The organism is Moorena sp. SIO3A2 (assembly GCF_010672265.1).
Classification (GTDB): domain Bacteria; phylum Cyanobacteriota; class Cyanobacteriia; order Cyanobacteriales; family Coleofasciculaceae; genus Moorena; species Moorena producens.
The window spans coordinates 56,149-69,463 of record NZ_JAAHHC010000027.1; the positions used below are offsets into that span (position 1 = coordinate 56,149).

Here is a 13,315-nt window from a genome sequence, read left to right on the forward strand (position 1 = left end):
TAGATCTATATATCTTATAGCTGAGCTGATTCTAATGTTTTGTTTTGCCACTGTGATTCTAAAAATCCCATGATCTAGTAGCACTAAATTGTCCATGAACACTTTCCCGATTCTCTACTCCCGATTCCCGATTCTTGACCAAACAAAAATAATGGGTTTCAAGCCCCGCCCTTCTAGGGCGGCTTTGAGCATGTCATCCCACTTATTGAGCTAACGCTTGCACCTTTATTCAAAAATGTGTTATCCTGAGCTTAAGGAGGAAAGCCAATTGTTTAATTTAACCTACGAGTTTAAACTGAAGCCAACTGCCAAGCAAGTCTCTTTATTTGAAGACTGGTTGGAGCAATGCCGCAAGGTTTATAACTACGCTTTAGTCGAACGCAAGGACTGGTATAAGTCTCGTAGCTGTCAAATTAACGCCTGCTCTCTCCCTAGGGAATACATTATCCCAGCCGATGCTAAACGTCCTACTTATGCCAGTCAGTGTCGTGGTTTAACTGCTGCCAGAAAAGCTATTGAAGAATTAAGAGCTGTTCAAGTTCATGTCTTGCAACAAACACTCAAAAGGTTAGAAAAAGCCTTTGTAAGTATGTGGGAACAAGGACATGGCTTTCCTCGCTTTAAGAAGCAGGGACAAATGCGGTCTTTTGTCTTTCCACAACTAGGAGTCAAGCCCCTTGAAGCTAACAGAGTAAAACTACCCAAGATTGGTTGGGTGAAGATGAGGCAATCACGGGAGATACCCGCTGATGCTGTAGTCAAGCAAGCTAGAGTAGTCAAGAGATCCTCCGGTTGGTATGTGATGCTCACTCTAGCATGGGATGTAGATGTTCCCCAAGTCATGCCTCACGGAGAAGCCTTGGGGATTGATGTCGGAATTTCACATTTTGTTGCTGTTAGCAATGGTGCTTTGTTTCCTAATCCACGCCCTTTCAAACGCCTTGAACGCAAGCTTAAATTGCTGCAAAAGAGGGTAAGTAGGAAGCGCATTGGAAGTAGAAACCGTGTGCGAGCACAAAAGAAAGTCAGTAAGTTACACGAACGAATTGCTAACGTCAGAAAAGATTACCACTGGGAATTAGCTCATAATCTCTGTGATTGGGCTGGAATGATCTTTGTTGAAGATCTAAATCTTAAAGGGTTGGCCAGAGGGATGTTGGGTAAGCACTGCTTGGATGCAGGATGGGGACAGTTTTTCCAGATATTAGAGCAATGTTGTTTTAAGCGTGGCGTCTATTTTCAAAAAGTAGACTCCAAAAAGACTAGTCAGATCTGTCCCAACTGCTTAACTGAAACTGGGAAAAAGACGTTAGCTGAGCGTGTTCATCATTGCGAAGATTGCGGCTACACAACCAGTAGAGATGTTGCAGCCGCTCAAGTAGTCGCTATGCGCGGACTTGCAGCCGTGGGACACACGGTCAAGATGCTTTCTGAGGGTAAATTCGTTGGAATCCCTTTGAAGAAAGAATCCCCGTCCTTCAAGGGCGGGGAGTGTCAATAGATGGTTTACACACGCCCCCTCGCTCGCTTAATTGAAGAGCTACAACGCCTGCCTGGAGTTGGTCCAAAGACTGCCCAACGACTAGCCCTTCATATCCTCAAGCGTCCAACACCGGAAGTCAAAGCCCTAGCGCAAGCGTTGGTGGAAGCCAAACAACAAGTTGGTTTCTGTAGAGTATGCTTTCACTTGTCTGCTGAACCCGTCTGCCAAATTTGCCGCAATTCCAACCGGGACGAGAAGACTATCTGTGTAGTTGCCGACTCAAGGGATGTGATTGCCATCGAAAAAACCCGCGAGTACCGAGGTAAATACCACGTTCTGGGAGGAGTGATCTCCCCCATGGATGGCATTGGTCCAGAACAACTCCATATCCAGCAACTTGTACAACGAGTCAGCCAGAAAACGATTCAAGAAGTCATTTTAGCCATCAATCCCAGTGTAGAAGGGGAGACAACCACACTATATATAGGTCAACTGATCAGGCCGTTTACCAAAGTGACCCGGATTGCCTTTGGTTTACCCATGGGGGGAGACCTAGAATATGCAGATGAAGTAACCTTAGCTAGAGCCTTAGAAGGACGCCGTGAGTTGGAGTAATTGGACTAAGAATTAGTGAAGGATGAATGATGAAGTAAGAACATACTTCATCCTTTATACTTGCATAAACTACTTCAACTTTTGCTTAATAAAGGTCACCAGCTGACCTAATTGTTTCTTCAAGGCATCAATTTCTTTCTGCATTTTGGCAACCTTTGCCTTCAACTGTGCAATTTCTTGAGCTGATGCGACTGAGGACTGATCGGTAGCTGCACTAATTGTTGGTGGTGCAGGAGTTGCTGGTCGCTTCTTAGCCTTTTGCATAGATTCTTTGATAGCGTCCGTCAGCTGCTTTTTATTAAAAGGCTTTTCAATAAAGGCAAAATACTTAAAAGGTTCTTTAATTTTAGCAGTTACCTCTTCTTTTCGACCTGACATTAATACCAGAGGAATTCTTTGTAATTTAGGCTCACTTTGAAGTTTATCAAAAATCTCAAATCCACTCATTTTTGGCAGGATAAAATCTAACATTATAAAGTTAGGTTCTTCCTGGTAAATTAAATTAATTCCCTCCACCCCATCTTTAGCTTCGAGGACTTCAAACCCCGGAGGTAACATCTCTTTGACACGCTTGCGGATTACCGTACTATCATCGATTACCAGGATTTTATGACTTGCCACGACTGACTCCTTTCCAAGGTAGTTTGAGGTAATTTTAAAAAAACAAATGTTGAATGAAGCGACTGTCGCCGACTCCAGAGGCTAATGTGGACACCCTAACTTAGGATCAGGGGAGTGCCCGTTTGCCTAGCGATGATCGACAAGTCACGACCTACCCAACTAAGATAACTCAGCCCTATCAATCTATAGGCATACCCCTATAAAAAGGTGTGGGAGATGTGACAATCTATCCCTACTTAGTGCCATTTTACGGTAAGATTATACACCCGTTCGGGGTGAATGGGTGTTGAGGCTCCCCCGGTCACCCCTAATATCAATTCTGGTTGAATACCCATCAATTTTGGGGGGCGCGGGGAGGGTGGGGAGGGTGGAAAGTGTGGGGAGATGGGAACCCACCCCTAACCCCTCCCAGGAGGGGAATATGGGGAGATGGGGGAAATTTTTATTAAGGGTAATTATCCTGACATGATATAAGCGATCGCATTCCGATGCAAACTACTTGATCTGGTTCAGTTACGATTAACCAGTTAGGATTACGGCCTAATTTTACCCTACACCCAGTCACTCCACACTCTAACCAGGGACTGATTCCTCGGTGTAATCAAAACAACTTAACTGCCAATCTTTTCTTTCGACAACCAACGAGGCAAAGTAACCCGGCGCAGGGGTTAAACCAGCTATAGACCAAGGGTAAACTGCCTGAGGGTCTTTGTTGATGCTCAGCAAGGCAGTCGGTTCAGCTGGATTTACAGAAACTTCCACTTGTTCCAAGCCAGCTAGTCCTTCACCAATTGCTTTGAGATAGGCTTCCTTACTCGTCCATCCCTGAAAAAATGCCTTGTGCTTTTGCTCCTCAGACACAGAACAAATCACGGCATACTCTTGGGGGGAAAAGAAACGTTGAGCGAGTTGCTCAGCATCTGGCATTGGTCGCAGATATTCTAGGTCAACGCCAATGCGCTGATCCCGGGTAATAGCATACAGAATTAGTCCATGAGAGTGAGAAACATTAAAACGGAGTCTTCTGCCCCCAGAGGTTTCCTGGAGTGCTGGCTTGCCCCGCTTTCCATAACAAAACTCCACTTGGCGTGGGTTCATGGCCAAATAGCGACCCAAGATTTGGCGCAAAAGACCCCGACCTGCTATAAAATGCTTCCGATCCCGCTCAAAGTAAAATCGCTGAGCTCTTTGCTGCTCGTCCTCAGAAAGAGTAGTTGCCAATTTTTCAATCAATAATTCACTCAGCTCCAACTGCGCACGCCAGAGATGGACATCATGGTTCAATAGTTGCAAATCTGTTGGGGGAAGTAGCCACACTGGGGTCATGGTTCAAGAAAAACGTATAAAGATTTGTAGTTTCACAGTTACACCCAATAGTCAGATTTCAGAAATTTAATGATTTTTCTAGCGGTTTCTAGCCTAATGAGGTACACAGGATTTTTTCCCTGTTCCCTCTTATGTGTTCCGTGTTAGCTCTTCCAGATTAACTCTTATGTGTTCCCTGTTCCGGGGATCCGCTGTTCCATAAAACCCAAGACTCTGTACCTCACCAAATTGATAACCGCTAGACAGATACTCAACAATTTGGCTTAGTATTAAAGTTAATGTAAAGATGTTAAGCTTCCATGAGCTTTCCCAAGAAATTTAAATTCTTGTTCCTTAATTACTCCAAAGAACCTCAAACCCGTAAAATAGATCAGCTTTGTATAGGGAATAGATAGAGCTTATGAGTTTGCTCCCATCTCCATCTAATCAAGAATCAACCTTCCCCGCTACTTCTGACCTGTTTCTGCGCCATCGACTTAAAGTTGTAGAGGATATGTGGGAATCTGTTCTCCTATCTGAATGTGGTCAGGAACTCGTCGATTTACTCAAGCAACTGCGGGAATTGTGTTCTCCAGAAGGACAAGCAACTGAAGATCCTCAATCCTCAGTAGCTGATTTAATCAAGCAGCTTGACCTTAATGAGGCTATCCGAGCATCACGGGCGTTTGCCCTTTACTTTCAGCTGATTAATATTGTTGAACAACATTATGAACAGCGAAATCAACAACTCTCAAGACGCCGCTCCTACCGAAGAAGCACTGAACCAGAGTTAACCCCCTTATCCCAAGGTATTTTAAAAAATGGTAATTCGTCTTTGTCAACTGTTGTAACCGTTGACAAAGAGGTGGAAATAGGCAATCAGGTTACTCAACCAGGGGCTGCGGTTACCAATGTTATTGAAAAGAGCCACCAGGAAAACCAAGGATCGGAAAGAAAATTAGGGCTACTAGATTGGCTATTTCCCCACTTGCACAAGCAAAATGTGCCACCTGGTCAAATTCAGCGGCTGATTGAGAATCTTGATATTCGCTTGGTTTTCACCGCTCACCCCACAGAAATCGTCCGTCGTACGATTCGGGGTAAACAGCGACGGATGGCTAAGATTCTGGAACAATTAGACCAAGCGGAGCAAACCTATGGTACCTTAGGAATCACTTCGTCCTGGGAGGTGACTGAATGTAGCCAAAAGCTCATGGAAGAAATTCGCCTCTGGTGGCGCACCGATGAGCTACATCAGTTTAAGCCGGGAGTACTTGATGAGGTAGATTACACTCTTCACTACTTCCACGAAGTACTGTTTGATACAATACCCCAATTGTATAGTCGTTTCAAGCAAGCGTTGAAGGGTTCATTCCCCTGGCTGAACCCACCCGCTAAGAACTTCTGTCATTTTGGCTCTTGGGTAGGGTCAGACCGGGATGGTAATCCGTTTGTCACTCCCCAAATTACCTGGCAAACTGCCTGCTATCAGAGGAATTTGGTGCTGGGTAAATATATAGATGAGGTTAGGCGTCTGACCGAATTATTGAGCCTGTCGTTGCACTGGTGTGATGTGCTACCGGAACTGTTAGACTCTCTAGAACAAGACCGCTCTCAATTGCCAGAGGTTTACGAACAGCTCGCCATTCGCTATCGGCAAGAACCCTATCGACTCAAACTGACTTACGTTAAGCAAAAACTCGAAAACACCCGTGAGCGAAACCAACAGCTGGCCAATGGTATGCCTGTACCAGATGAGATGGCTAATGGTAAAAGCTGGAGTTTTTACCGCTCTGGAGAAGAATTCTTGGCAGAACTAAAGCTGATTGAGAGTAATCTGGTGGAAACCGGGTTGAACTGTCGTGAGTTAGATAATTTAATCTGTCAGGTGGAAATTTATGGCTTTTACCTGGCTCACCTAGATATTCGCCAGGAAAGTTCTCGCCACTCAGAAGCCCTGAGTGAAATTGCTGAGTACCTGCAAGTTTTGCCTAAGCCCTACAACTTGCTATCGGAATCCGAAGCATGCTTGTGGTTAACCGCTGAGTTGCGAACCCGACGTCCATTAATCCCAGCAGAACTGCCATTTTCGGAAAAAACCTGCGAGACTATCGAAACCTTCCGGATGGTGCGGCAGCTGCAACAAGAGTTTGGTCCCCAAATCTGCCAAACCTACATTATCAGCATGAGTCACACGGCCAGCGATTTGTTGGAAGTCCTCTTGTTGGCGAAGGAAGCTGGTCTGTATGACCCAGCCACTGGTAAAAGTACCATTCGCGTGGTGCCACTGTTTGAAACAGTGGAAGACCTTAAGCGTGCTCCAGCAGTGATGAAATCCCTGTTTGAGCTACCCTTGTATCGTGCTAGTTTGGCTGGTGGATATCAAAAGTTGCAGGTTAGCCCATTAAACCTTGGCCAAAAGGCCACGCTACGCGAACAACCAAATAACCTTGGCCAAAAGGCCACGCTACGCGAACAACCAAATAACCTTGGCCAAAAGGCCACGCTACGCGAACAACCAAATAACCTACCCTACTCGAACGCCAAAGCTGAACAACCAAATAATCTTCAAGCTTTAACCTCTCCTAACTTACAAGAGGTAATGCTCGGCTACTCCGACAGTAATAAAGATTCTGGCTTCCTAAGTAGTAACTGGGAAATCCACAAAGCTCAGAAAGCCTTAGAGCATGTGGCTCAAGAGTATGGTATTGTTTTACGGATTTTCCATGGTCGTGGTGGTTCAGTGGGTCGTGGTGGTGGTCCATCTTATGAAGCTATCCTGGCGCAACCGGGTCGCAGTATCAATGGCCGAATCAAAATTACCGAACAGGGGGAAGTCCTTGCTTCTAGGTACTCTCTGCCAGGATTAGCGCTCTATCATCTGGAGACAATAGCCACAGCAGTTATTCAAGCTAGCTTACTCAATAATGGCTTTGATGATATCCAGCCCTGGAATGAAATTATGGAGGAGTTAGCTCAGATCTCCCGTAGCCATTACCGAGCTCTGATTCACGACCAACCGGATCTGGTAGATTTCTTCCATCAAGTGACACCAATTCAAGAAATTAGCCAGTTGCAAATTAGTTCTCGCCCTGCACGGCGTAAATCAGGGAAGAAGGATTTAAGCAGTCTGCGGGCAATTCCTTGGGTCTTTAGTTGGACTCAAAGCCGCTTCCTGCTACCGAGCTGGTACGGTGTTGGCACTGCCCTACAAAGCTTTGTTGATCAAGCTCCAGAGGAAAATATCAACCTATTGCGCTGTTTCTATTCAAAATGGCCCTTCTTCAAAATGGTCATTTCCAAAGTAGAGATGACCTTAGCCAAGGTGGATCTACAAATTGCTCACCACTATGTCAAGGAACTTTCAAACCCTGAAGACCTGGAACGCTTCGAGCATTTGTTTGAGCAAATTGCTAAGGAATTTAACCTGACCCGCAACTTAGTCCTGACGATTACAGGACACCAAACACTCCTAGATGGCGACCCCAATTTACAACGGTCTGTACATTTGCGTAATGGTACCATCGTTCCCTTAGGATTTTTACAGGTATCTTTGCTCAAACGCCTACGTCAACATAGCAACCAGGTAACATTGGGTGTGGTTCAATCCCGGTATAGTAAGGGAGAGTTACTACGAGGAGCCTTATTGACGATCAACGGTATTGCTGCTGGCATGCGTAATACTGGCTGACATGTAAAAAATAAAGGTAAGCTATCAGCTATCAGCGTGTCGCGTATCAGCTGATGGGCATAGGGCACGCTACTTGATGTGCTGATCGGCATAGGTCACACTACACCGAACAGCTTTTGAATAAAACAGGTCAGCATTCATTTAATCTGAGTTACGTAAAGCTGACGGCTGACGGCTGAATGCTTACCAATTAAGGATGAAAAACTAACTTTTTTTGTCCGGAATCATTGTAATGGCCAATTTAGCACTAATGATTAAATAGGTGTTCAACTCTTTGTATATCCTTCTGGCGGTGTCTGGCTTGCATCCTTTGTTTCCATTCTCGAATCGCGATCGCCGTTTTTTCTGTAGGAGGTGTATACTTCTGACTTTTCCCGGTGTTTTGCTTTGCCTGTCGTTGGTGTTGATTAGCTTGAGGTTGAATAACTAGAAACTCGTCAAGATTCTCTTGAAGTAATTTATGATCCAAGGCCCTTAGGATCGCTCTTGCGTTTGAATAACGCTCTTTGAGGGAAATAGCCAGCATTCTGTTGAGAATATTAGCAAAGGAATCACTCAAGTCCAATGCTTTGCCCCACTTCAGTTCACTAGTTTGGCGATCGCTCTGAAATTTTAGGGGGGCTTTTCCAGTAAGTAGGTAAAGACAGGTAACCCCTAGGGAATAAATATCACTGCTATACACAGGTCGTAGGCTAAACTGTTCCGGTGGTGCAAATCCTACCGTACCGATGAAATGGGTAGTTGGGTTTCTTACACTGTTATCTGATGCTTGGGCAATTAACTCCTTAACTGCCCCAAAATCAATTAGTACCAACCGACCATCATCATTAGAAAGAATAATATTCTGAGGTTTGATATCACGATGTATTACCCCATGGTCATGGATATACTGCAATAACGGTAGTATGTCTCGCAGAAAACCTTTAACGGCTCCTGGGGATAAGCAACCAGAACGCCTCACCAACCTAGCTAGGGTAATGCCTCGAATGTACTCTTGAACCAAGTAGAATTCTCCATGGTCTACGAAATAATCGAGCAACATGGGGATCTGGGGGTGAGTCCCCAGTTTGTTCAAAATTTTTGCCTCTCTCTCAAACCGCTGACGAGCATTATGTAATGCTTTTGGATCACTGAATTTGGGGCAAAGTTGCTTGATGACACAAAACGGCTGACCCGGTAAGGATGTATCTTTGGCTAGAAAGGTTACACCAAAACCACCTCGACCAATCATCCGTAACACTTCATAGCGTGCGCGAAACAGCTGCTTTTTGCCACAAAGCTGACCTAACTCGGTATTCTTTAAGACGTCACTGTGAAAAGGAGATAGCTTGACTTGGGGGAAATTCATTTATTTGTATATAGAAGGAGTAGCCATCAGCACCGATCTGCTTTTAGTTTAGGCAAAAATATAGGGGTTTGGATGAATTCTTCAGAGAGAAAAAAAATTTCCTACAGTTAATTAAAAATTAGGTAAAGTTGGTTGATAATACAGGGGTAAACAGAAAATATGACTATGCATCACAAACTAAACGAAGCCTTAAACCAAGGTCGTTGCCTGAAAGTAATTAGTGGCTTAAATAATTTTGATACCCAGAAAGTTGCTGCTGTAGTTAAAGCAGCTTCACGGGGTGGAGCGACTTTTGTCGATATTGCCGCCTGCCCCGATCTAGTCAGGTTGGCACGAGGGTTAACGGATTTACCAATTTGTGTTTCTGCTGTAGAACCAAAGCAGTTTGTTATTGCTATCCAAGCTGGTGCTGATCTGATTGAAATTGGTAACTTTGATAGCTTTTATGCTCAGGGGAAGTGGTTTGATGCTTCCGACGTATTGGCACTGACCATTGAAACCCGTAAATTATTACCCAATATAACCTTATCAGTAACTGTCCCCCACATTCTAAAGTTAGATCAGCAAGTAGAACTAGCGGCAGAATTAGTCAAAGCAGGTGCCGATATTATTCAAACTGAAGGGGGTACCAGCAGTAAACCTCGCTCCGCTGGCACCTTGGGTTTAATTGAAAAAGCGGCACCAACCTTGGCAGCTGCCTATGAAATTTCTCGTGCTGTCTCAGTACCAGTGTTGTGTGCTTCCGGGTTATCCAGTGTGACCCTTCCCATGGCCATTGCTGCTGGTGCTGCTGGTGTTGGCGTTGGTTCGGCTATCAATCAGTTAGATAGCGAAGTCGCAATGGTAGCAGCGGTTCGCAGCTTGGTAGAAGCCCTCCAAGGGGTCAAGGGTAAAGAGGTGAAGGTTTGATGGTTGTTCGCGTAGCGTGGCCTATTGGCCAAGGTGATCTGGTTGAAGGTGATCTGGTTGAAGGTTTCAAGGTTGAAGGTTTCAAGGTTGAAGGTGATCTGGTTGAAGGTTGGATGCTTGAACGGTTGAACGCGACGCGCGTGCCTATTGGCCAAGGTTGTTCGCCTTTGGCGTTCGGTGTAGGGTAGGTTTGAAGGTTGGATGCTTGAAGGGTTGTTCACGTAGCGTGGCCTTTTGGCCAAGGTTGCATGCTTGAAAACTAGTCTTCTAACCTTCAACCGGTTAACCTTCAACCGGTTAACCTTCAACCGGTTAACCTTGGCCAATAGGCCACGCTACGCGAACAACCGGTTAACCTTCAACCGGTTAACTTTTAACCTGTTAACTTTTAACCTTCACCCTAAACAGTCCTTCAATCCATAAACCACCTGTTGCTGTTCCTCAACGGTAAGTTCTGGGAACATTGGCAGGGACAATACTTCATGGCAGACTTGCTCAGCAACTGGAAACTGACCGATTTGATAGCCTAAGTCTTTGTAGACTGGCTGCAAGTGTAACGGCAGGGGGTAATAGACCATAGAACTAATACCTGCCTGCTTTAATTTTTGGCGCACCTCGTCCCGATAGTTGCTATTGCTACTATCTTGAGTTAAGCGAATGGTGTACTGGTTCCAGACGGAGTTTCCACCAGGGGTTTCCCGAGGCAGGATTATATCAGGTAATAGCTGCAATAACTGGTGATACCGGGTTGCTACCTGACGACGGGCATTGTTCCAGCCATCGAGATAGGGTAGCTTTACGTTAAGAATAGCGGCTTGTACGGCATCTAAACGGCTGTTAATACCATTGATTTTATGGTAATAACCAGAGGCTCTGCCGTGGTCTCGCAGCATCCGTATTGAGGCCGCAACAGTTTTGTCATTGGTAGTTACCGCACCACCATCGCCACAGGTTCCCAGATTCTTGGTGGGATAGAAGCTAAAACAACCAATATGTCCAATACTACCAACTTTTTTTCCCACCCATTCAGCACCAGTCCCTTGGGCGCAGTCTTCAATGACTGCAAGACAATGAGTCTTGGCGATATCCATCACACCAGTCATATCCACTGGCTGTCCAAATAGGTGAACTGGTATAATTGCTCTAGTATTATGGGTAATCGCTTTCTCAATCTGATTGAGATCGATATTAAAGGTTTCGGGATTGATATCGACAAAGACTGGGGTAGCACCAACTTCAGCAATTACTTCAGCGGTAGCGATGAAGGTGAAGGGTGTGGTAATTACCTCATCACCGGGTCCGATATCTAAAGCTCGCAGGGCGAGATACAGAGCGTCTGTGCCAGAGTTACATGCAATGCATTCCAGGGTACCGGTGTAAGCGGCAAACTGTTGCTCAAAGTGCTCTACCACTGGACCACCAATATAACGTCCAGATGAAAGAACGTCACCGACAGCAGCACTGACTTGTTCTCCAATCACTTGGTACTGCCGTGTTAAGTCAAGAGGGGGTATAGTATTCACTTGTTCCTCACACCTTAAATTGCTTTTAATTAAAACAGAATTTTTGGCAAAAAGGGTTCAAATTTTACCTGTCGCTTAATTTTCACTCCTGGCCTTGAAGGTTATCTGGTTGAACGCGATCGCATTCAACCAGATAACCTTGGCCTATTGGCTGCGCGTGCGCGTTCAACTGCAATCACAATTAACAGACGATCTGACACAATGGATTAAAACAAATTAGCTGTGGTGGCTGGTGGATTATTTAATTGAACTCGATCTTAGCGATTTAGTGTGGGGATTGGGCATGATGGCGATCGCAATTGGTTTATCCAGCTGGCAAAGGCTGGGTTTGGAAGTTCAACTAGCGATCGCAACTGGCCGAACTATCGTACAACTTATTGTTGTGGGATATGTGCTGGCTGTAATTTTTGCCTTAGATCACCCGATTCCTGTTTTAGCTATCTTAATGGTAATGCTGACTATTGGTACGATTACTGCCCGCAATCGGATTAGTAACCATAAGATACCGAGATTGTTACCAATAGTATTCAGTTCCCTGTTCTTCAGTACAGCATTGACCTTAATCTATACAAATCTATTGATGATTCAACCAGAACCTTGGTATGCACCCCAGTACCTGATTCCCTTAGGAGGTATTGTGCTGGGGAATGCCATGAATGGGGCTGCGATCGCAGGGGAAAGGCTAGTTAGTACCATTAGCAAGAGCACTCTGGAAATCGAAACCCATTTAAGCTTAGGGGCAACGGGACAACAAGCAGTAGCTGGTTACCGTAAGGATGCGATTCGGGCTGGGTTGATTCCTACTCTTAACTCCATGATGGTAGTGGGATTGGTCACTTTACCGGGAATCATCACAGGTCAATTGTTAAGTGGTATTGAGCCCTTGGATGCTGCTTCCTATCAGATATTAATTATGTTTATGCTTGCATTTACTAATTTGATCGCAACCTTATTGATAACCTATGGGTTGACACGGCAATTTTTTAATCACTCTGAGCAGTTAACGATATAGGAGTTATGAATTGGGTGAGGTACACAGTCGCCGGGTTTTAGGTAGTCGGGAGTCGGGAGAAGACAATTGAGTGTACCTCATACCCATTATTCTTGAGGCAATTGAGCAAATTCTTGGGAATAGACTTCAATCACCATATCTGGATCATCACGCTGAGAAAGCGATCGCATAACCTGACCCAACAATACCGGCTTGGATACACCAGCTTCCGGATGGATAATCGTCCGGGCTCGAATTGTTAACTGGTTATTTGCGCCACCGAGGCGTCCATAGGAATAAAAATTACTAGCAGCTTGGCGCAGTGTCGCTTCTACTTCTGACTCTGTAGCACTAGGGGGCAAAGCAATCACCGTTTGGTTGCCACCATTATCGTAGACTACAGTATATCGGATTGCCCCTGGAATGGTAGTACGGGTAAACGGTACTAAGGATAACGAGAAAAAGCTAGCCGTTAGCACCAGCATAAACCCAGTGACTCCCACCAGGCGAAACCGGAGACCCCATTTGAAGATAAAACCGAGTATAGCAATCAAGCCACAGGCTAAAGTCAGAATACCTGCCCATTGAGTGTAGATCAGAAAATCAGCTGTTGTTGGCATAGTTTAGAGATTTAGTAATATAGCATTTTTATTTGACTTGTGAATATACTCCCTTAAGGAAAGGCAAGAGGCAAGAGTTAATCAAGTATAGAAGGATTTTTGGCCGCGCTGCATCTTAACGTAGGGTGGGCAAATTTTTATGTTCTATAATACTCAAAATTACCCTACTATTTTTGCCCACCCGACCAGTAAAAAAAATCCTAATTCAA

The 13,315-nt window shown here is 45.0% G+C and carries 11 protein-coding genes; 6 read left to right on the forward strand and 5 right to left on the reverse strand.

From position 1 onward, the window contains the following. The first annotated feature begins 268 nt into the window (after positions 1-268). Both F6K64_RS25205 and recR read left to right on the forward strand, forming a co-directional pair. Positions 269-1,501, forward strand: a complete 1,233-nt coding sequence (locus tag F6K64_RS25205) for an RNA-guided endonuclease InsQ/TnpB family protein (RefSeq protein WP_044494642.1) — start codon at positions 269-271, stop codon at positions 1,499-1,501. Continuing rightward, positions 1,502-2,098 (forward strand): recombination mediator RecR, encoded by a 597-nt coding sequence (gene recR / locus F6K64_RS25210; RefSeq protein ID WP_008188011.1) that lies wholly within the window; start codon positions 1,502-1,504, stop codon positions 2,096-2,098. It abuts the gene before it with no gap. 69 nt (positions 2,099-2,167) lie between these two features. Here the strand turns inward: recR and F6K64_RS25215 are convergent, their stop codons facing one another. Together F6K64_RS25215 and F6K64_RS25220 are read right to left on the reverse strand one after the other, a co-directional pair. Beyond that, entirely contained in the window at positions 2,168-2,719 is a 552-nt protein-coding gene (locus F6K64_RS25215; protein WP_008188012.1) for a response regulator, read from the reverse strand. A 573-nt stretch (positions 2,720-3,292) separates the two neighbouring features. Beyond that, a complete protein-coding gene (locus F6K64_RS25220) occupies positions 3,293-4,045 on the reverse strand; it encodes a 4'-phosphopantetheinyl transferase family protein (RefSeq protein WP_008188013.1) in 753 nt (250 codons plus the stop codon). A gap of 400 nt (positions 4,046-4,445) precedes the next feature. Here F6K64_RS25220 and F6K64_RS25225 point away from each other — a divergent pair, with 400 nt between their 5' ends. Then, positions 4,446-7,715 carry a phosphoenolpyruvate carboxylase gene (locus F6K64_RS25225; protein WP_287266670.1) on the forward strand — a complete coding sequence of 1,090 codons (3,270 nt, stop codon included), beginning with the start codon at positions 4,446-4,448 and terminating at the stop codon, positions 7,713-7,715. Positions 7,716-7,962: 247 nt separating this feature from the next. On the opposite strand, the gene F6K64_RS25230 is transcribed toward F6K64_RS25225, so the two are convergent. Next, on the reverse strand, positions 7,963-9,063 hold the full coding sequence (locus F6K64_RS25230; RefSeq protein WP_008188015.1) for a serine/threonine-protein kinase: 1,101 nt from the start codon (positions 9,061-9,063) through the stop codon (positions 7,963-7,965). A 159-nt stretch (positions 9,064-9,222) separates the two neighbouring features. Here F6K64_RS25230 and F6K64_RS25235 point away from each other — a divergent pair, with 159 nt between their 5' ends. Beyond that, entirely contained in the window at positions 9,223-9,972 is a 750-nt protein-coding gene (locus F6K64_RS25235) for a DUF561 domain-containing protein (protein WP_008188016.1), read from the forward strand. Beyond that, positions 9,972-10,160, forward strand: a complete 189-nt coding sequence (locus F6K64_RS25240) for a hypothetical protein (RefSeq protein WP_287266671.1) — start codon at positions 9,972-9,974, stop codon at positions 10,158-10,160. The genes F6K64_RS25235 and F6K64_RS25240 overlap by 1 nt, the downstream gene beginning before the upstream one ends. A gap of 207 nt (positions 10,161-10,367) precedes the next feature. Here F6K64_RS25240 and F6K64_RS25245 read toward each other — a convergent pair whose 3' ends face one another. After that, positions 10,368-11,495, reverse strand: coding sequence for a DegT/DnrJ/EryC1/StrS family aminotransferase (locus F6K64_RS25245; protein ID WP_287266672.1), 1,128 nt, complete (start codon positions 11,493-11,495; stop codon positions 10,368-10,370). Positions 11,496-11,727: 232 nt separating this feature from the next. On the opposite strand from F6K64_RS25245, the gene F6K64_RS25250 reads away from it, so the two are divergent. Then, positions 11,728-12,507: an ABC transporter permease gene (locus F6K64_RS25250; RefSeq protein ID WP_287266674.1), complete on the forward strand. Its 780-nt coding sequence runs from the start codon at positions 11,728-11,730 to the stop codon at positions 12,505-12,507. A gap of 86 nt (positions 12,508-12,593) precedes the next feature. Here F6K64_RS25250 and F6K64_RS25255 read toward each other — a convergent pair whose 3' ends face one another. Continuing rightward, on the reverse strand, positions 12,594-13,106 hold the full coding sequence (locus F6K64_RS25255) for a Ycf51 family protein (RefSeq protein ID WP_287266676.1): 513 nt from the start codon (positions 13,104-13,106) through the stop codon (positions 12,594-12,596). Positions 13,107-13,315: the final 209 nt, after the last annotated feature.